This window comes from Glutamicibacter sp. BS14 (assembly GCF_056934375.1).
In genome coordinates this window covers 1,760,341-1,779,092 of record NZ_CM167801.1, presented here as the reverse complement: position 1 = coordinate 1,779,092, position 18,752 = coordinate 1,760,341, and the positions used below count along the sequence as shown (strand labels likewise).

Here is an 18,752-nt window from a genome sequence, read left to right as displayed (position 1 = left end):
ATGTTGCTAGTTCGCTGGTTCCAGGCTGGTGAGCACCAGAACGGTGGTCGGGGCCCGGTTGCTCAACGTGGCATACGGGTTATCTTCGGTTGGCCAACCCACGAAGTTCTCAGTGGTGTAGGCACCCCATTCCGGGCCGGCGAATAGCGGTACTACCGGTGCCAGTTCGCTGTAGCGAGCCTGCAGGTCGTTAACGATCTGCTTCTGTTCTCCCTCATCGCCGGCAGCCACGAACTTGTTCAACAGCTCATCTGCTTTTTTATCGCTGAACCGGTGGTAGTTGTCAAAGGTCTGCTTGCCCACGGGCTTGACGTTCTGGCTGCCCATGAGGTTGAGGTAGTACTGGTAAGGAGTCGGAGCGTTAGCGGTCCAAACGATTCCGGTGTCGAATTCACCGGTTTCGTAGCTTGCGGTCACCGCGGCCCAATCCGGCGAATCAACAGTGGCCTTGATGCCCACGTCCTGGAGGTTTTGGGCGATGATATTCGCTACCGAAAGCCAATCCGAGGAGGTTGAACCCACGGAGATATCGAAGGTGAATGGCTTGCCAGCGGCGGTGGTGCGCTGCCCCTGTGCATTCTCCTTGAAGCCTGCTTCATCAAGAAGCTTCTTTGCGCCTTCCACATCCCGCGTGGTCCAGTCGCACTGTTCGACGACCGCAGTGTCGCGCCACTTGTCATAGTTGCCGGACAGTCCGGTGCAGTCCGCTGGTTTGGCGTAGTCGGACATGCCGACCTTGACAACCTGTTCGCGGTCTACGGCCATGCTCAACGCCTTGCGTACGCGAACATCCGAGAATTCTTTCTTGGTAGTGTTCAGCTGCCAGTTGATTTCGGCGCCAGTGGTCGGGAACCAGAAATGACGGTGCTCCGGATCCTTGTCCACGTAGGTCGATTGGATATCCGGCATGTAGGTTTGCGTCCAGTCAACATCGCCGGAGATGGCGGCGAGGTTGGCTCCGTCGTTGCCGGCGAAAGCGAGCATGCGGATGCCGCCGATATTCTGCTTCTCGGGTTGCCAATAGTATGGGTTCTTGCCCAATTCGAAGGACTGCGCCTGGAAATTGGCTACTTCGGTGTATGGTCCGGTGCCTACCGGTTTCGGGTTCTCTTCATTTCCGGGCTTGTCGAACTTGGACCAGATGTGGGCCGGGACAATCACCTGCTGGCCCAGTTCGTAGAGGGCCGGGGTGAATGCCTGCTTGAAGTGGAACTCGATGGTCGAGTCATCGAGAGTCTTGATGGACTTCAGGTAGTCATAGCCGCCGAGCAGTTCCTTTTGCAGTTCAACTGAGAGCTTGACGTCCTTGGACGTCAGCGGGGTGCCATCGGAGAATCTAACGCCCGGACGCAGATTGAAGGCCAGCGACTTTCCGTCTTTGCCTGCACTCCACTCCGTGGCCAGCCAAGGCACGGTGTCGCCGCCTGCCGGGTTGTAGACCAGCATGGATTCGTAAATGGACTGCCCGGTCATTGGCGCAGCATTGGGCGAGAAGGGGTTGAAGTTTTTTGAGAAGGTTCCCATGTCCTCGCGCGGAATGGTCAGGAACGCGGCGTTGGCTGATCCGTCGCCCCCTTCAGTTCCGCCTGGATTCGATGCGACGCATCCGCTCAAGGCGAGGGTGCCGGCCACAGCGGTCGCGGCCACGGCAAGGTGCGCGCGACGTAAGTATTTGATTATCATTGAAGTTCCTCATCCATTCATGTGATGTGTAGCGGAGGGGAAGTTCATCTGCGGCCGTGCATGGCCACAGACGAACGAATGCGTGGGGGGCAGCCGATGGTAATTTGGCGATTCTCGATCGGCGAGCCCTCTACCATTTGATTCAATAGGGACACCCCCGCCATGCCCAGTTCTTCGAAGGGCAAGGCAATGGTTGTCAGCTTTGGCCGCATATGCGGTGCCAGAATTTCCTGATCATCGAATCCGACGATTGAAATGTCTTTTCCCACCTGCAATCCGCGTTCCTTGATTGCGTCATAGGCGCCCATGGCGATCCGGTCATTTCCGCAAAAAATTGCGGTAGGCGGATCCAGTTGGCTTAGCAGCGTTTGCGTACCGTGGTACCCGCTGTCGGCAGTTCCATCACCAGGCACGATCCGGGAATCATCGAATTCAATTCCGTGATCGCGCAGGGCCTGCTTCATACCGGCTTGGCGTCCGATTTGCGCAGGAATTCCTGTTTTGAGAGTGATGTGCCCGATGCTGGTGTGCCCGGCCTTGGCCAGGATTTCAGCGGCAGCGTATCCGCCGCCGAATTCATCCGGAACAATTGATGGCAATTGGCCTCCGGCGTCGAAGCAGTTGACCAGTACGCAGGGAACTGATTTTGCATTTTCCGGCACCGTGATTTGGCGGTGCCAGGAAGTCGCGATGATCAATCCGCCAACCTGCTGTTCAAGCAGCTTCTCAACGGCGAGGTTGTCCATGCCTGGATCATCGTCGCTGGGTGCGATAAGGAGGAAGTTGCCGTCTTTCCATGCTGCCTGCTGCGCTCCCTTGATCACGTCAGTGGCAAAGGGCGAGGTGGCAATTTCGGTCACCAGCCCGAACCAGGAGCTGCGTTTGCTGGCCAAGGTTCGTGCGGCTGCGTTGGGGCGGTAGCCCAGTTCGCGCGCCGTTTGGTTGATTCGTTCTCTTGTGGTTTCGGGGATGCTTGATTCCATCCGGCCGTTGAGTACGAATGAGACGGTTGTTCGGCTCACCCCGGCTGCTTTGGCAACGTCGGCCATGGTCACTGACTGCTGAGACATGCCCCTCCTCCCCTTCGAGATCAGTGCGTTTCGCGTCGTGCCAACGGTTTGCTAACACGATTCAGTAACGCGCGTTACTACGCTGTGAAATAAGGTAACCTACATCACTTACGGCTGTCAAGGAAGAAGTTTTGCGGCAGTGAAAATCATTGACAGGATCGATTCCTGACCGTCAAGGCCATGGATCCAAGACATGGGAATCCCTTGCTTCATTCAGCTGAGTAGGGCAAATGGGGCACGATGCCACAGGGCAGAGGCGTAATCAGCACCCCGAAGCATGGCAGCCATTCCCCGAAATGGCACTGGTAGACACAAAGGAAATCGTGGAAATCAGGTTCGCGGAACCGGCCGGCTCGGTTGCGCCCGCGAGTCAGCGGGATTTCATGGACTCGCGCTCGATGAGCGGCATGTCGATCTGATGCTCCCCGGGCTCCAGCTTTCCATCGAGCAGAAGCTCAACGGCCAGAGCACCCATCCCCTCATATGGAAGTCGAATAGAGGTCAATTGCGGGCGAAGGTAGCTGGCAATGATCTCGTCATCGAAAGACAGCACGGACAGGTCCGTTCCTGGCTTCAGGCCATTTTCGGCGAGCGCTTGGAAGACACCCATGGCCACGCGGTCATTGGCGCAAATGATGGCGTCAGGGTTGTACCCGTCGGCTAGCATCCGGATTGTTGCTTCATATCCGTCGGTGGGGTTCCAGTCGTCGAGCCCCCAGTGGCCCAGTACTTCGAGGTTTGATTCCGCCAAGGCTCTGCGCAGGGAGCCGAAGCGGCGAGAGATACTTGGATAGGTTCGCGGATCCTTTTCGGCGTTTTCAAGTTCACCGATGACCGCAACACTCTTCGCCCCGGATTCGATAACCCTCTGCACGGCTTTAGCCCCCGAATCCATCTCATTGGGAAGCACTGCGACGCAAGGGCTGTCGTCAATGCCGTTGACCAGCACGGTGGGCAATCCAGTTTTCGGGATCTTCAAATCACGTTGGCGAGAATCCATGAACCCAAGAATCAGCCCGTCAACGTCCCGGTGGGTCATCTGCGTTATTGCTTCAGCCATTTGTTCTGGCTTGCCGAAGGTCTCAGCAATGAGCACCGTATGGTCTCGCTCTTCCGCTGCGCGCAGGATGCCGGTGATCATTTCGGAAGCAAAACGAGTCACGGTAACTTGATCAGAGATGAACCCCAGGGTGCGCGTCTTCCCGCTTCGCAAGGATTGGGCTGCCGCATTTGGCCGGTAACCCAGTTTCTTGGCGGCCGCGCGCACTCGTTCCGTGGCTTCGGCGGACAGTCGCGTGCCCGGCTTATTGTTCAGGATCATGCTGACGGCAGCCTTGGACATCCCCGAAGCTTCTGAAACGTCAGCAATTGTTATCCGCTTGGCTTTAGGCGATTCCACATTTCCCTCTTGAGACAGTTCGAATGCAATTATTCGACCCTAGCCTATTGCAGTGATTCGGCCACGCTGTTAGAGTCTTGTGCTAAATCCATTTAGCCAACTCATATCGAAGGATGGCAGCGTTGCCCGAAACTCAACAGGTCGCGGTGAAGCGACCACAGCTACATTTCACTGCGAAGAAAAACTGGATCAATGACCCCAATGGATTGTTCTTTGACGGAAAGCAATACCACCTGTACTTCCAGCACAATCCTCACGGCGTAGGCCACGGATTCATGTCTTGGGGCCACGCGGTCAGCACCGATCTGGTGAACTGGGAAGAACTTCCTATCGCGATTCTGCACGGCGACATGGCTGATATCTTCTCCGGCTCCATCGTGGTGGACCACGAAAATACCAGCGGCTTCGGCGACGGCACGGTTGCGCCGGTCGTTGCCATCTACACCGCGGCAGCCAAGGATGAGACCAACCAGTCCCAAGCCATCGCCTACTCGCTGGATGGTGGAATCACTTTCACCAAATACGGGCAGAATCCAGTTCTGGATCGAGGGTCCAAGGACTTCCGCGACCCAAAGGTCATCCGATACGAATCCGAGCAGGGTTCCTTCTGGGTCATGGTTGCTGTTGAAGCCATTGATCGCCGAGTGATGATCTACCGTTCTGAGAACCTCAAGGACTGGACCGAGCTCTCCAGCTTCGGACCCCAGGCTGCTGTTGCCGGAATCTGGGAATGCCCAGATCTATTCCAGCTACCAGTTGCCGGCACAGACCAGCTGAAGTGGGTTCTAATTGTTTCGCTGAACCCAGGCGGCGTGGCCGGCGGCTCAGGTACCCAGTACTTCATTGGTGAATTCAACGGCACCACCTTCACTCCTGATGAGACTCAGGAAACTTGGGATAGCTTCGGATACGAATCCTTGAAGCAGGGCGACTGGCTGGACTGGGGACGCGACTTCTATGCAGGTGTCAGCTTCCACGGCTTGCCACTAGACGAGCAAACTCTCATTGCCTGGATGAGCAACTGGGACTACGCCCGCGAGCTCCCCCACGACGGATGGCGCGGATCCATGAGCGCCGCACGCCGGCTGGATTTGGTGAAAGACTCCAACGGCAAGTTGGACATTCGCCAGCGCATTCTCGGATTGCCAAAAGCCGACGTTGCATCAAGCAAGGCCAACGCTGGCGAAAATCGTATTGAGCTGGGCTCCCCCGCTCTGGTTGAACTGACGTTTGCTACCAGCCCAACCGAACCAGCAGTCCTTTCCTTATTCCGCGCCGATGACACTCTTATCAGCGAACTCACCGTTGAATCCGCATTGATTCAGCACCGCCGCGAAGCAGGCAAGGTAGACCACGAGCTCTACGCCTCCAACCAGCGCATGCCTCTGCCCGCTGGTTCGGATGAACTAGATGTGAAAGTTCTCGTGGATCACGGATCTATCGAAATCCTAGCTGCTGGTGGTCGACGTTCCCTTACGGATCAGCTCACCGGTGAGGCAGCGCTGGCCTACGCGACCTTGCGCGTCGCAACTGGTGCGAATGCGTCTTTCAAAGTTCAAGAACTCTCTGATAACGCACTGGAGCCCAAGGCATGAGCCGCATTAGCGTAATGGGCGAATCCCTCGTCGACGTTGTTGAAGAAACTGCGCATCCTGGCGGATCACCGCTGAATGTCGCCGTCGGGCTTGCCCGGCTGGGACATGATGTTCAGTTCTATACGGAATTCGGTCAGGATTCCTACGGCATTCAAATTGCGGAGCACCTGGATCAGGCGGGAGTGCATGTTGCCGCCGGCTCAGTAACTGGGCATCCCACGTCCGTAGCCCAGGTAGTGATGGATGAGCACTTCAATGCTCGTTACACCTTCGACATCCACCAGCAGATTCCTGCTGTCCCCGCTGATGATTCCAGCGAATTGCTGCACACCGGTTCCATCGCTGCTTGGATTGAACCCTCGGGTCAAATCATTGTCGATGCTTTCAAGAATGCATCAGACGATTCACTTCGAAGCTATGACCCTAACCTCCGTCCGGATCTTGTCGAGGACAGGGACTCGGCTTTGCAACGCATTGAGCTGCTGATGGGCCTGAGCCACATCGTGAAGCTCAGCGACGTTGATGGTCAGTGGCTATACCCAGGCCTAGAGCCATGGGAGGTTCTGAAGCACGTAGCCAGCCTCGGCCCAGCCTTGGCGGTGATGACTCAGGGCGGCGATGGTTGCGTGGCGCTTTCCTCGGGACGGCAATTTGATGTCGCTGCCTCTCCCACCAATCTTGTGGACACCATAGGTGCCGGGGACGCCTTCATGTCCGGGCTGCTCTTTGGAGTGCTGGCTAATCCAGAATTCGCTCAAGCTCTTCGTCACGGCGCAACGGCTAAGTCTCAAGATGTTGAAGAGGCACTTCGTCAGGCCTTAACCTCAGCTGCACTGACAGTGGCACAAGCCGGAGCCAATCCCCCGTGGATTAAAGACTTCTCCCTCGCAATCGCTCAGTAACTACGCTTCGCAGCGTTCACGAAAGAATCCAGGACAAAGATGGCTGGCATTACGACTACTTACAAGAATCCTATTTACCTCCAGAGTTCCTTCTCGATGCTCCTGTTCTTCGCATCGTGGGGCATCTGGTGGTCCTTCTTCCAGATCTGGCTCACCAGCGAATCAGCAGGTCTAGGGCTCACCGGGGCACAGGTCGGCACGCTCTACTCGGTAAACTCGCTGGCAACGCTGATCCTGATGTTTGCCTACGGGACCATTCAGGATCGGCTTGGCGACAGAAAGCATCTGGCCACCATTCTTGCCTCGGTGACCGCCCTGATCGGGCCATTCTGCACGTGGGTCTACCAGCCACTATTGCAGTCCCAGTTCATGGCCGGCGTGCTCATTGGCGCCATTGTCTTGTCAACTGGTTTCCTAGCCGGAGTTGGGCTATTTGAAGCCTTGACCGAACGCTACAGTCGCCGTTTCAACTTTGAATACGGGCAGGCCCGCATGTGGGGGTCCTTTGGCTACGCTCTGGTCGCATTGGCGGCCGGCTTCCTGTTCACTATCAACCCCATGCTGAACTTCTGGATCGGGTCCGTTCTGGGCCTGGCCCATCTCCTGCTGCTGGTGCTGGGCCGTACCAATAGACAGCCAGTGATCGCCGCCGGTTCCGGCAGGAAAATTCTTTCCCCCGCAACTACACCGACAATTCGTGAAATGTTCAGGCTATTCCGGCTGCCGAGTCTCTGGCTGATCATCTTGTTCGTCATGCTATCTTGGACGTTCTACACCGTCTTCGACCAGCAGATGTTCCCCGAGTTCTACACCGGCCTATTTGAATCACCCGAGACCGGACAGCGGGTATACGGAATCTTGAACTCAGTTCAGGTGTTCGTTGAAGCGGCCATGCTTGGCATCATCCCCCTGGTCATGCGCCGGATAGGCATTCGTTCAGCATTGCTACTGGGAGTGGCCATCATGTTTGTCCGCATCATCGGCTGCGCTCTGGTTGACGATCCGGTGCTGGTCTCGGCAATCAAGATGTTGCATGCCATTGAGACACCGCTATTCATCTTGCCGATCTTCCGTTACTTCACGCTGCACTTCAATCCGGCACTGTCGGCAACCCTATACATGGTTGGGTTCCAAGTATCGGCACAGATTGGCAACGTCATTCTGTCCACTCCCCTCGGTGCGCTCCATGACCGTATGGGCTACCAGCAGACCTTCATCGTGATTTCTCTAGTTGTGCTATTAGCTGGGATCTACGGATTCTTCGCTCTCAAAAAAGATGATCAGCAGGTAGATGGTGACCCGTTCATGCGTCATTCAAAAGCTGCCATGAACTCATAGCTGACTATTAGGCGAAGCGGGGTGGGATGTTGTCGAATTCGACGACATCCCACCCCGCTCTCGTTTGAGTAAGGAATGTCAAAAATGCGCAACTTCTGCATTGGGTTTATTTATGTTGCACACCTATTGTCGATGACTTAATTTCATCATTTCGTCACTCTGGATTCCTACGATCTAAACATTGTCGCCACGATAATTACACGGCGAATCACAGAATCATTTTGAAAGGTCTCCATGAAAACATCGTCTTCTGTTCCACGTCGCGGGATATTGGTTGCCGGCACCGCAGCCGCTATCACCGGACTCTTCGCCGCCAACAGCGCCACTGCATCCCCAGCACCGGCTGAGAATCCGGGAACGGCTCCCAGGCCAAAACTGAAATTCGCGGCAGATGGCAAGTTCAAGATCGTTCAGTTCAATGACACCCAGGATGGACCGCGCACCGATCGTCGCACCATTGAGCTGATGGAGAAGGTTCTGGATGCCGAGAAGCCCGGCTTCGCCCTGATCAACGGCGATGTAATCAATGGCTCCTCTCAAACAGTTACCGAAGTCAAGCAGGCTATCAACAACGTCGTGCAGCCGATGGAGTCCCGCGGTATCCCTTGGGCACTTACCTTCGGCAATCACGATGAAGATTCAATGCCCAATGGCACAGGCATGGACGAGGCAAAGATCCTGAACTTCATTCGAGGCTATGAGTTCAATGCCAACTCGAAGAATGACAAGATTGTTGGCGAATCGAATTCCCAGTTGCTGATCGCTTCCTCGAAGACCGCCAAACCTGTCTTTGGCATCTGGCTGCTTGATTCGAACCGCTACGCTCCAAAGACTGTTGGCGGCCAGGACTTCGAGGGCCTCATGTCCTACGACTGGATCCGTCCCGAGCAGATCGCTTGGTATCGCGAGGCTTCCATAGCCACCGAAAACCGCTACGGCAAGGTTCAGTCGCTAATGTTCTTCCACATACCACTGTGGGAGCACAACCACATGTGGTACGGCGCCCAGTTCACCTCGAACGACGCTGACCACGAGAAGGCCATCAAGAAGCACTCTATCGTCGGAGTGAAGAACGAGGGCGTCTACACCGGCGCATTCAATTCCGGCATGTTCGCCGCGCTGCAGGAACGCGGAGATGTCCGGGGCGTGTACTGCGGCCACGACCACATCAACACCTACATGGGTGACTACTACGGCATCGAGCTCGGCTACGGTCCAGGTACCGGTTTCGGCACCTACGGCCTCGGTGGGACCGAGAACCATCACCTACGCGGCGCCCGGGTCTTCGAACTCGACGAGAACAAGAACAGCGTTTACGCCGGAACCCGCACCGTGTTCGCCAAGGATCTGGGTATCGACATGGGTACTCAGGGACAACCGATCGAAGGGCCACTGCCGCTTCCATAGCCAAGACAAGTTCTGAGCAAGACGAAACCGACCGACGAATGAGCGATTTCGTCTTGCCCAGACTTTTTTTACCGCAGCGAAACTGGTAACGGCAAATTATCGAACAGCTGGAAACCATGGCCGGCGTATTTGTAAAGCGTTCCAGACCTTCTACGAAGACGCCTCCATCCACGAGGAATCCAACCCGGCATCATCTTCGACATGATCATGAAACCGGACTCGATGGGGAGCTACAGCGACAAGGACGTGGACCAGGTCGCCACGAAGTGGGTAGCCCAACACAACCACAAGGGCTCGGACTCACACCTGCAACCTCCCATCGACGTATTCCACGACCGCCGCAGGAATGCCACGCAGGATAACAACACTCTGGAACCGGAACAACCAGTCGAATTCCGCAAAACCGCGGGCGCCTTCAACAAGTCCTACGACTTCTTCTCGCAGGTCATCGACTACGGCAGCACCCGAATCGAGAAATTCGCGATCTACCTGAAGCTACTGGCCAAGGCACTGCAGACCACAGCCGCCGGCAACAGCTTGGACCTTTCCGATGCGGCGCTCACCCACTATGCCCTGAGGTGCAAGAAGCACAGGACCTGGAGCTAGTGGGTGGGCAAGGCAAGGGAATCGAGAGGTGACTGCAGCCGATTCGGGCGTTGTGCGGGAGACGACCCTACGCACTTTCGACGGACAGATTAAGCAGATCAACGAGCTATTCGAAGACACCGGAATCAGCGACGACGACCAAATCAATGCCGTCGAATCGATCATGCGCACGCCGAACCACACGAGCAGTTACAACGTGAAGCGATTGCAAATGGACCGATAGATTTCAGTTCATCGCCAAGTCTTCCCGAGACTATTGACAAGATCACCTACACCTCGGGAGAAGGACGCAAAAGGCAATCAATGCCTAGCTAGAGGTGGATGCCCCGGACGAGATAGTTCATTTTCTTCTTGCGACTGGTTTGCAAGATCGGGCTAGGAAGCCTTCGCAACGTGATGCTATGACGAATCATTACCCTGAGACACATAGACGTACATAGGTGCAAGAGGTCTTGCTGTTCGCTTTTCCACTCAGTGGCTCATGACCCCGTTAGGAGTTTTGTTTAGTCTTGGACCGACAGATCTTGACTACGAATGCCGATTAGGATGGACAACCCTAGAAATTAGTTTGGGGTCCACCGCCTGTACGTGGTGGCCCCAAACTGAGGTTGCTCAGGTGTCTAGCTTCGAGAATTCAAAACGATGTTCGTTACCGGCTGCGAAGAGTCGGTTGCGAATTCCAGCCCAGACGGAGAAACGCCATCAGCAACCAGCTGCGCGCCGAGAGCTGCAACCATTCCGCCGTTGTCCGTGCACAAGCTAAACGGAGGAACCACCAAGGCTATGCCCGCAGAAGCACATCGGGCCGCCAGAAGTTCACGCAGTCGAGTATTCGCCGCCACTCCCCCGCCCAGAAGCAGAGTCTTCAGTCCCTGTTCCTGCATCGCCCGGACTGCCTTCGACGTGATCACGTCTACGACAGCTTCCTGGAATGAAGCGGCAATGTCAGCAACTGGGATCTCTCCGCCGTTGGCCTCGAAGTGCTCGACGCAACGGGCTACAGCAGTCTTCAGTCCTGAGAACGAGAAGTTGTTGCGGTGCTTGCCAGGATTCTCGGCACTGCCCACGAACTTCGGCAGCGACAAGCCGCGAGGGAATCGGAATGCCTTTCGGTCTCCATCCTTAGCCGCCTTGTCGATAGCCGGACCACCTGGATACCCGAGACCCAGCAAACGAGCAGTCTTGTCATAGGCTTCACCGGCTGCATCATCAATCGTGGAGCCCAACAGCTGCACGTCGTTAGTCAGCGAAGTGACCTTCAAGATTTCGGTGTGCCCCCCTGAGACCAGCAGTGCCCCGAAAGTTGGCGGCAATACGGTTCCTTCGAGAACGCCAACACCTACGTGAGCAACCAAGTGGTTGATCCCGTACAACGGCTTCCCTGTAGCCAACGCCAGAGCCTTGGCTGCCGAAACTCCAACCATTAGAGCACCGGCCAGGCCTGGACCGCTGGTCACGGCAATGGCGTCAATGTCATCAAGAGTCAGTTCCGCGGTGTCCAGAGCTGACTGCAGGGTGGGCACAAAGGCTTCCAAATGAGCTCGCGCAGCGATCTCGGGAATCACTCCTCCAAAGCGTACGTGCTCATCCATGGAACTGGAGACAGCGTTAGCAAGCAGCCTATTGCCGCGCACGATGCCCACGCCGGTTTCATCGCAGGAAGACTCGATGCCCAGTACTACGGGTTCTGTGTTGCTCATGCGTTGCGTTCTTCCTCTTGTCCTTGCTGGACATCCAGCGGCAGTCTCATAATAAGCGCGTCTACCCCGCCCTTGTAGTAGCCCTTGCGACGGTGAATGGTAGTGAATCCCATGGATTCATACAGACCAATGGCACCGGGGTTATCAAAGCGAACTTCGAGCATCACATCCAATGCATTCTTCTCGCCTGCGGTCTGGATGAGCAATGCCAAAAGCTTGCGTCCCAAGCCTCGCCCTTGGTAGTCCGGGTGCATGGCAATAGTTTGCACATCGGCAATCGGCAAGACCACGCACAGGCCGGCATAGCCGATAACTCGACCAGAGTCTTCATAGACCCAGTAGGTGCGGGTGTCGCGCTGCGCTAGCTCGGATTCGAAACCAGCCAGTGGCCATGCATCCTCGGGAAACAGCTGCTGTTCCAGCTCGTGGACGGCCAGCAGATCCTCGGCAACCATGGGACGCAGGATGACCTGGTTCGCCTCGTTCATCACTTAGCCTGCTTCATGAACGCCGGAACCTGTGCATCGGATTCACGCAGGTACTGCGGCGAAGTGTCAGACAGATCCTTGCCCGCAGCCAGATCGCTTATGCCTCGGCGGACGAGGTAGCCAGCGTTTGCAATCCATTCAAAGGACTCAGGCATGGGCTTGGCCCCGGCTTCTTCCAATTGCTCGGCATAGATTCCGGCGCCAATGCCGTAGACCGGGAATGCAGGAAGGGCTGAAGCAGCTGAAACATGCGGGCCATCAACCATGGCTCCGTCCTGGTCGTAGCGAGCCCAGTACACTTCTTTGCGGCGCGCATCGGAAGCCACAATGAACTGTGCCGGAGCCTCGCCTGCATCCAGCACCTGTTCGGCGAGCGCATGCAAGGACATCACACCATGCACGGGTACCTGCCATACGAAGCCGAAGGTACGCGCGGCAACCAAGCCAACGCGCAGGCCGGTGAACGGGCCCGGCCCTACGCCAACGATAATGCCAGCAAGGTCTTGGCCTTTCTGTCCATGAGCGTCCAAGAGTTCCTTGACGTATGCCGACAGGGTTTCGGTCTGGTCGTTCCCCTTGGATGAAACCCGCTGGTCGACAACTAAACCGGTGGCATTGTCAACCAGTGCCACCGATGCGTTGGCGGAGGTGTCGATAGCTAAGTAGTTAGGCATGCTTCTCTTCCGTGTGCTGCGCAGTTACTGCAGACAGCAAAGTGTCTTTCAACTGGGCAAAGGTGTCCTCGTCCCAGCGCGGGCCGATCCCCTTCAGGCTAAACAACCGCGGCTCGTCCAGCTCTTCCTCCGATTCTTCCCACGGGTTGGCACTCGGTGCGGCCAGGGCTTCGCGGTCCAGCTGGATTTCCAGACGCGAGTCCGTGAGATGTTCCACCTTGCCCAGCCCCCACTCCACAACGGTGACTGAATCAGCCAGCGTTGATTCGAGATCCAGGGTGTCCACGTCGTCGTGGCCCTTCAAGCGGTAGGCATCCACGTGGATCAGTCCGGGGCCATCGCCTAGCGCCGGGTGCTGGCGGGCCAAAACGAATGTAGGCGAGATGATTCCCTCGCGTACATTCAGTCCCACGCCCAGTGACTGAGTCAGGGTCGTCTTACCAGCGCCCAAGGCCCCGGTAAGAATCACCAAGTCTCCGGCTTTGAGCTGGGCACCAAGAGCTTCCCCCAGCGCTTCGGTAACAGTGAGGTCATCTAGTTGGCAGGAGAATTCCCGCACCGGGTTACTCACCGGCTTCACCCCAGCTGCCTTCGATGTAGTAGCGGGGCACGCGCGGAGAAATGCGGGTTACCACTTCGTAGTTGATGGTGTTCGCCGCATAGGCCCAAGTGTTCACCGACTGCCCGCCTTTACCGAAGATAATCGCCTCGGCGCCGAGGAAGTCCTCAGGCTTGATGTCCGCGCCCAGATCAATGACGCACTGGTCCATGGCGATGCGTCCGCGTACCGGGTAGGTGCGTCCGTTAACTGTTACCGGCGCACCTGTTGCGATGCGCGGCAAACCGTCTGCATAGCCCATGGGGATCAGCCCGAGGTAGGTCTCCGCTTCAGTCTTGTAATTCAGGCCGTAGGACACGCCCTGCCCCGGATGGACCTTCTTGACGTTAGCCACGCGGGTCTTCACTGTCATGGCTGGACGCAGGCCGAAACTTTCTGGCGAGTCGGTTTCAAAGGGGCTCAGGCCATACAAGCCCAACCCCAAGCGCACCATGTCGTGGTGCGAATCAGGTCGCGAAAGGATACCCGGCGTATTGGCGATATGGCGCACTTCAAGATCGAAGCCGGCTGCTTCTACCAGTTCTATGGCCTTGTTGAAGATTTCCAGCTGCTCGTCCGTTTCGGGCCGCTCTGGCTCATCTGCGACCGCGAGGTGGGAGAAGATGCCAACTACGCGCAGCAGTCCTTCTTCTTGGAAGTCGCTGGCGCGGTTCAACAGATCAGGCAGGGCATCCATAGTTGAGCCATTGCGGCCAAGTCCTGTGTCCACCTTGATGTGGATACGTGCCGGTGTCTGCACGGCACGTGCTGCGGCGGCAACGTATTCCAGCTCCCAGCCTGAGACTCCCAGATCAAGACCGGCATCAATGGCGGCCTCGAATGGGGTGTCCTCGGTGTGCAGCCAGGCCATCATGGGAGCATCGATGCCCGCTTCACGCAGGGCGAGAGCTTCCGTGGCATGGGCACACCCGATCCAGCGGGCGCCGCCCTCCAAGGCGGCCTTGGCTACGGGGATAGCTCCATGGCCGTAGGCGTCTGCTTTGACGACGGCCATAACTGCAGCTGGGGCTACAACATCAGAAATCTGCTTGACGTTGTTGCGGATGGCCGACAAGTCAATGACTGCACGACGTTCAAATCCGATAGCCTGTGCACCGCTGGTGCTCTTTGTCAGGTTGCTTTCTTCAAGCGCTTCAGAGTTCACCTATTCATCTTCGCACTTTTCGGTTCCGCTTGCCTTGTTCACCCGTGCGCAGTTCGGCACATAGTGCGAGTTAAAGTCGGAAGGGGCGGACCCAAGCAACTGTGTTGCTGGGTCCGCCCCTTTGAGACGGATGTTTGTCAGGGCTTAGCGCAGAGTCTTCAGCTCGTCGCGGATCTGGGCGAGCAGCTCCAGCTGTGGATCTACTTCTTCCTCTGGCTCTTCTGCACCGGCAGCACGGCGTGCAGCCAGTCGCTCGTTGAGCTTGGTCATTGGCAGAACCAGCGCGAAGTAGACAGCTGCAGCAATCAGCAGGAAGTTGACCAGTGCAGTCAGGAAGACACCGAACTTGATGTCAACGCCGTCAATGGTTAGCAACAAGAAGCTGTCGAAGTTTGGAGATCCAACCAGGGCGGCGATCAATGGCATCAGCACATTATCGACCAAGGCGGTGACTACAGCGCCGAAGGCAGCGCCGATAACAACAGCAACGGCCAGATCGACAACGTTGCCCTTCATAATAAAATCGCGGAAACCTTTTAGCATGGTTAGAGCATACACAGGAAAATCACAGCACGACTACGAATTTGGGCTCCGATCTGTAATAGTTCGGCAAACTCGCAGAAATCGTTTGCTTAAATATCAGCTGAAGAAGCCTAGATTTTCCTCAATAGCATCCTGCGCACCGAGTGATCCGCCGCCTTGCGCAGTACTAATTGCGCCCGCCCACGCGTAGGCAAGACGTTTTCCCTGAGGTTCGGCTCGTTAATGCGCTTCCAGATACCGTGAGCAGTTTCCCGTGCCTCGACATCAGTGAGCTGGGCATAGCGGTGGAAGTAGCTGGCAGGGTCGGAGAAGGCACCGGAGCGCAGACGCATGAACCGCTTGATGTACCACTCTTCGATATCCGCGGTACGCGCATCCACGTAGACGGAGAAGTCGAAGAAGTCGCTCAGGGCCAGGCCCACGGTCCCATCGGAACGGGTTCGAGCAGGCTGCAATACGTTCAGTCCCTCGACAATCAATACCTGCGGTGAGCGGATTACGTTGCGCTCCCCCGGGATGATGTCGTAGGTCAGGTGCGAGTAGACCGGAGCGCTTACTTCTGGGGCACCGGACTTTACCGCCGAGACAAAGCGCAGCAGCGCCCGCCGGTCATAGGATTCGGGGAACCCCTTGCGGTGCATGATCCCGCGGCGCTCGAGCTCGGCATTCGGGTACAAGAAGCCATCAGTGGTTATGAGCTGGACATCAGGCGTATGCGGCCAGCGGCGCAGCATTTCCTGCAGTACACGGGCAGTTGTGGACTTCCCCACGGCAACCGAGCCGGCGACGCCGATGACAAAAGGCGTGCGGCTGGTCTGCTCGCCCAAGAAGGTAGTGGTTGCCTGATGCGTCGCGCCGGCACCCTCGACATAAAGCGACAGCAGGCGGCTCAGTGGCAGGTAGACGTCCCGGACCTCTTGCAAGTCCAGCTGGTCGCCGAGGCCGCGTAGCCGCTCAATGTCCGAGTAGTTCAGCGGCTGTTCCATTTGATTGGACAGGCGCGCCCATGTCTCGCGCTCCAGTTCAACGAAAGGCGAGATAGGCGTTTCAAGTGTTCCGTGTGGTTCCACGAGGGTAAATTCTGCCAAGAATATGCTCCACATCCCAATTAACAACATCAACAAGGCAATTGGATTAGTCAAAAAACGGCCGACTGGTGATCTAAGACATAGGTAATTTTGAGTGCTCCGACACGATTATTCCCATCGATGGGCATTGAACCGGTAGGATTTTTCCCATGTGCGGAATTGTTGGATATGCAGGAACCTCGAGCCAGGTCGCCGATCATGGCGCCCTCGACGTTCTAATTGAAGGTTTGCGTCGGTTGGAATACCGCGGCTACGACTCGGCTGGTGTCGCTGTTGTTGCCGATGGCGCCATTCATTCTCGTAAGAAGGCCGGCAAGCTGGTCAATCTGGAAAATGAAATTGCCGAGTCCCCATTGCCTAAGTCGATGACCGGCATTGGGCATACCCGTTGGGCAACCCACGGTGGTCCGAGCGATCAGAACGCTCACCCACACCTGGCCGATGGTGGCAAGCTTGCCATGATCCACAACGGAATTATTGAAAACTTCGCCGGCATCAAGGCCGGCTTGGCAGCCGAGAGCGTTGAATTCCTCTCGGATACCGATACCGAGGTTGCCGCAGCTCTGCTGGGCAAGCTCTACAGCTCCGAGGCCGAAGGCGATTTGACCCGCGCCATGCAGCTTGCTGTTCAGCAGCTCGAAGGTGCTTTCACCCTCTTGGCAGTTCACCAGGACCACCCAGGTGTTGTCGTTGCGGCTCGCCGCAACTCCCCTCTGGTTCTCGGTCTGGGCGATGGCGAAAACTTCCTGGGTTCGGATGTCTCCGGCTTCATCGACTTCACCCGTCGTGCCGTAGAACTGGGCCAGGACCAGATCGTAACCATCACCCCGGATAACCATTCCATCACCGACTTCGACGGCAACCCGGCCGAAGGCAAGGAATTCACCGTTGACTGGGATGCAGCCAGCGCTGAAAAGGGCGGCTTCCCATCCTTCATGGAGAAGGAAATCTTCGACCAGCCTGCAGCTGTTGCCGACACCCTGCTGGGCCGCTCGGACGCTGATGGCCGACTGACCCTGGACGAACTGCGTATCGCTCCAGAGGAACTGGCCGAAATCTCCAAGATTGTTGTTCTTGCTTGCGGCACCTCGGCATATGCCGGCTCCGTGGCCAAGTACGCTATCGAGTCCTGGTGCCGTATCCCGGTAGAAGTTGAGCTCTCCCACGAGTTCCGCTACCGCGAGCCAATCGTGGACGAAAAGACCCTGATCGTTTCGATCTCCCAGTCCGGCGAAACCATGGACACCTTGATGGCTGTGCGTTACGCCAAGGAGCAGGGCGCCAAGACCATGTCGATCTGCAACACCAACGGATCGACCATCCCACGCGAATCGGATGCGGTGCTGTACACCCACGCTGGTCCGGAAATTGCTGTGGCTTCCACCAAGGCATTCCTGGCACAGATCACCGCAACCTACCTGCTGGGCCTGTATCTGGCGCAGCTGCGCGGCAACCTGTTCCAGGGCCAGATCAAGGACATCCTTGCCGACCTGGGCAAGATCCCTTCCAAGATCCAGGACGTCTTGGACCGCGCGGAAGAGATCAAGGATCTGGCACGCAACATGTCAGATGCCAACTCCGTGCTGTTCCTGGGCCGCCACGTAGGCTACCCGGTAGCAATGGAAGGCGCCTTGAAGCTCAAGGAAATCGCCTACATCCATGCTGAAGGCTTCGCCGCTGGCGAGCTGAAGCACGGCCCTATCGCCCTGATCGACGATGGCCAGCCAGTGTTCGTCGTAGTTCCTTCCCCTCGTGGTCGCGACTCGCTGCACTCCAAGGTTGTCTCCAATATCCAGGAAGTGCGCGCCCGTGGCGCTAAGACCCTGGTTATTGCCGAAGATGGCGATGCTGCGGTCAAGGACTTCTCCGAGTGGGTCTTCTACGTGCCAGAAACCCCAACCCTGCTGATGCCTCTGCTGGCCACCGTGCCACTGCAGATCTTCGCTTGCGAACTGGCATCCGCCAAGGGCTTCGATGTCGACCAGCCACGCAACTTGGCCAAGTCGGTGACCGTGGAGTAATCCACCGAGCACCAGAATTGCGGGCATTCCCTTTCCGGGAATGCCCGCAATTTTTATGCCCTGCAAGCACTGGATAAACTGATAGGCATGATTGCAGGAATTGGAGTGGACATCGTTGATGTGCCGCGTTTTGGCCGCCAGCTCGAGAAGACTCCACGCTTGCGTGAACGGCTCTTCACCGAAGAAGAGCGGGGCCTGCCCCTGCGATCCCTGGCGGCCCGCTTCGCGGCCAAGGAAGCCATCGCCAAGGCGCTGGGAGCTCCTGCGGGCATGAACTGGCAGGACTGCACTATCCGCAAAGATGAAGCCGGTGATCCCCAGGTTCACAACACTGGTTCAGTGGCCGCTGCCAGCGAGCTGCGTGGCATCAAATCATGGCATCTGACCATGTCCCACGATGGAGATATGGCTATCGCAATGGTGGTTGCAGAACGCTAGGCACCAACGCCACGACGAAAGAATAACGACACGCATC

General features: G+C 56.9%; 18 protein-coding genes. 8 read left to right on the top strand and 10 right to left on the bottom strand.

Features of this window, described 5'->3' with window-relative positions:
• Positions 1-6 precede the first annotated feature (6 nt).
• The 3 genes from AC1Z36_RS08465 to AC1Z36_RS08455 all read right to left on the bottom strand — a co-directional run bounded on the left by AC1Z36_RS08465 (position 7) and on the right by AC1Z36_RS08455 (position 4,152).
• Positions 7-1,683, bottom strand: coding sequence for an ABC transporter substrate-binding protein (locus tag AC1Z36_RS08465; protein ID WP_105657623.1), 1,677 nt, complete (start codon positions 1,681-1,683; stop codon positions 7-9).
• A gap of 44 nt (positions 1,684-1,727) precedes the next feature.
• Positions 1,728-2,753: a LacI family DNA-binding transcriptional regulator gene (locus AC1Z36_RS08460; protein WP_105657624.1), complete on the bottom strand. Its 1,026-nt coding sequence runs from the start codon at positions 2,751-2,753 to the stop codon at positions 1,728-1,730.
• Between the two features lie 370 nt (positions 2,754-3,123).
• Positions 3,124-4,152, bottom strand: a complete 1,029-nt coding sequence (locus AC1Z36_RS08455) for a LacI family DNA-binding transcriptional regulator (RefSeq protein ID WP_483561934.1) — start codon at positions 4,150-4,152, stop codon at positions 3,124-3,126.
• 122 nt (positions 4,153-4,274) lie between these two features.
• Between AC1Z36_RS08455 and AC1Z36_RS08450 the strand changes: the two genes are divergently transcribed.
• The 6 genes from AC1Z36_RS08450 (at position 4,275) to AC1Z36_RS08425 (ending at position 10,223) form a co-directional block, all read left to right on the top strand.
• On the top strand, positions 4,275-5,747 hold the full coding sequence (locus tag AC1Z36_RS08450; protein ID WP_286134200.1) for a glycoside hydrolase family 32 protein: 1,473 nt from the start codon (positions 4,275-4,277) through the stop codon (positions 5,745-5,747).
• Positions 5,744-6,649 (top strand): carbohydrate kinase family protein, encoded by a 906-nt coding sequence (locus AC1Z36_RS08445; protein WP_105657627.1) that lies wholly within the window; start codon positions 5,744-5,746, stop codon positions 6,647-6,649. The genes AC1Z36_RS08450 and AC1Z36_RS08445 overlap by 4 nt, the downstream gene beginning before the upstream one ends.
• 39 nt (positions 6,650-6,688) lie before the next feature.
• Positions 6,689-7,987, top strand: coding sequence for an MFS transporter (locus AC1Z36_RS08440; RefSeq protein ID WP_105657628.1), 1,299 nt, complete (start codon positions 6,689-6,691; stop codon positions 7,985-7,987).
• A 234-nt stretch (positions 7,988-8,221) separates the two neighbouring features.
• The gene (locus AC1Z36_RS08435) at positions 8,222-9,394 is read left to right on the top strand and encodes a metallophosphoesterase family protein (protein WP_105657629.1); all 1,173 of its coding nucleotides are present in this window, start codon (positions 8,222-8,224) and stop codon (positions 9,392-9,394) included.
• A gap of 201 nt (positions 9,395-9,595) precedes the next feature.
• Positions 9,596-10,000: a hypothetical protein gene (locus AC1Z36_RS08430; protein ID WP_105657630.1), complete on the top strand. Its 405-nt coding sequence runs from the start codon at positions 9,596-9,598 to the stop codon at positions 9,998-10,000.
• 28 nt (positions 10,001-10,028) lie between these two features.
• The gene (locus AC1Z36_RS08425; protein ID WP_105657631.1) at positions 10,029-10,223 is read left to right on the top strand and encodes a hypothetical protein; all 195 of its coding nucleotides are present in this window, start codon (positions 10,029-10,031) and stop codon (positions 10,221-10,223) included.
• A gap of 397 nt (positions 10,224-10,620) precedes the next feature.
• On the opposite strand, the gene tsaD is transcribed toward AC1Z36_RS08425, so the two are convergent.
• The 7 genes from tsaD to coaA form a co-directional block, all read right to left on the bottom strand.
• Positions 10,621-11,700, bottom strand: a complete 1,080-nt coding sequence (tsaD, locus tag AC1Z36_RS08420) for a tRNA (adenosine(37)-N6)-threonylcarbamoyltransferase complex transferase subunit TsaD (protein WP_105661537.1) — start codon at positions 11,698-11,700, stop codon at positions 10,621-10,623.
• Positions 11,697-12,188 (bottom strand): ribosomal protein S18-alanine N-acetyltransferase, encoded by a 492-nt coding sequence (rimI, locus tag AC1Z36_RS08415; RefSeq protein ID WP_105657632.1) that lies wholly within the window; start codon positions 12,186-12,188, stop codon positions 11,697-11,699. Before rimI ends, tsaD begins: the two co-directional genes overlap by 4 nt.
• Positions 12,188-12,862: a tRNA (adenosine(37)-N6)-threonylcarbamoyltransferase complex dimerization subunit type 1 TsaB gene (gene tsaB / locus AC1Z36_RS08410; protein ID WP_105657633.1), complete on the bottom strand. Its 675-nt coding sequence runs from the start codon at positions 12,860-12,862 to the stop codon at positions 12,188-12,190. The genes rimI and tsaB overlap by 1 nt, the downstream gene beginning before the upstream one ends.
• Positions 12,855-13,433 (bottom strand): tRNA (adenosine(37)-N6)-threonylcarbamoyltransferase complex ATPase subunit type 1 TsaE, encoded by a 579-nt coding sequence (gene tsaE, locus AC1Z36_RS08405; RefSeq protein ID WP_105657687.1) that lies wholly within the window; start codon positions 13,431-13,433, stop codon positions 12,855-12,857. The genes tsaB and tsaE overlap by 8 nt, the downstream gene beginning before the upstream one ends.
• On the bottom strand, positions 13,426-14,625 hold the full coding sequence (gene alr / locus AC1Z36_RS08400) for an alanine racemase (protein ID WP_105657634.1): 1,200 nt from the start codon (positions 14,623-14,625) through the stop codon (positions 13,426-13,428). The genes tsaE and alr overlap by 8 nt, the downstream gene beginning before the upstream one ends.
• Before the next feature lie 144 nt (positions 14,626-14,769).
• Positions 14,770-15,168 (bottom strand): large conductance mechanosensitive channel protein MscL, encoded by a 399-nt coding sequence (mscL, locus tag AC1Z36_RS08395; protein ID WP_105657635.1) that lies wholly within the window; start codon positions 15,166-15,168, stop codon positions 14,770-14,772.
• Positions 15,169-15,278: 110 nt separating this feature from the next.
• Positions 15,279-16,238 (bottom strand): type I pantothenate kinase, encoded by a 960-nt coding sequence (gene coaA, locus AC1Z36_RS08390; protein ID WP_105657688.1) that lies wholly within the window; start codon positions 16,236-16,238, stop codon positions 15,279-15,281.
• 167 nt (positions 16,239-16,405) lie between these two features.
• Here coaA and glmS point away from each other — a divergent pair, with 167 nt between their 5' ends.
• Positions 16,406-18,277 (top strand): glutamine--fructose-6-phosphate transaminase (isomerizing), encoded by a 1,872-nt coding sequence (gene glmS / locus AC1Z36_RS08385; protein ID WP_105657636.1) that lies wholly within the window; start codon positions 16,406-16,408, stop codon positions 18,275-18,277.
• 87 nt (positions 18,278-18,364) lie between these two features.
• Positions 18,365-18,715, top strand: a complete 351-nt coding sequence (locus tag AC1Z36_RS08380; RefSeq protein ID WP_105657637.1) for a holo-ACP synthase — start codon at positions 18,365-18,367, stop codon at positions 18,713-18,715.
• Positions 18,716-18,752: the final 37 nt, after the last annotated feature.

Bases quoted from the DNA above. Each gene is read 5' to 3' on its own strand.
- AC1Z36_RS08465 (WP_105657623.1), bottom strand. From the start codon at position 1,683: ATGATAATCAAATACTTACGTCGCGCGCACCTTGCCGTGGCCGCGACC.
- AC1Z36_RS08460 (WP_105657624.1), bottom strand. From the start codon at position 2,753: ATGTCTCAGCAGTCAGTGACCATGGCCGACGTTGCCAAAGCAGCCGGG.
- AC1Z36_RS08445 (WP_105657627.1), top strand. From the start codon at position 5,744: ATGAGCCGCATTAGCGTAATGGGCGAATCCCTCGTCGACGTTGTTGAA.
- AC1Z36_RS08440 (WP_105657628.1), top strand. From the start codon at position 6,689: ATGGCTGGCATTACGACTACTTACAAGAATCCTATTTACCTCCAGAGT.
- AC1Z36_RS08435 (WP_105657629.1), top strand. From the start codon at position 8,222: ATGAAAACATCGTCTTCTGTTCCACGTCGCGGGATATTGGTTGCCGGC.
- AC1Z36_RS08430 (WP_105657630.1), top strand. From the start codon at position 9,596: ATGATCATGAAACCGGACTCGATGGGGAGCTACAGCGACAAGGACGTG.
- tsaD (WP_105661537.1), bottom strand. From the start codon at position 11,700: ATGAGCAACACAGAACCCGTAGTACTGGGCATCGAGTCTTCCTGCGAT.
- rimI (WP_105657632.1), bottom strand. From the start codon at position 12,188: ATGAACGAGGCGAACCAGGTCATCCTGCGTCCCATGGTTGCCGAGGAT.
- tsaB (WP_105657633.1), bottom strand. From the start codon at position 12,862: ATGCCTAACTACTTAGCTATCGACACCTCCGCCAACGCATCGGTGGCA.
- mscL (WP_105657635.1), bottom strand. From the start codon at position 15,168: ATGCTAAAAGGTTTCCGCGATTTTATTATGAAGGGCAACGTTGTCGAT.
- glmS (WP_105657636.1), top strand. From the start codon at position 16,406: ATGTGCGGAATTGTTGGATATGCAGGAACCTCGAGCCAGGTCGCCGAT.
- AC1Z36_RS08380 (WP_105657637.1), top strand. From the start codon at position 18,365: ATGATTGCAGGAATTGGAGTGGACATCGTTGATGTGCCGCGTTTTGGC.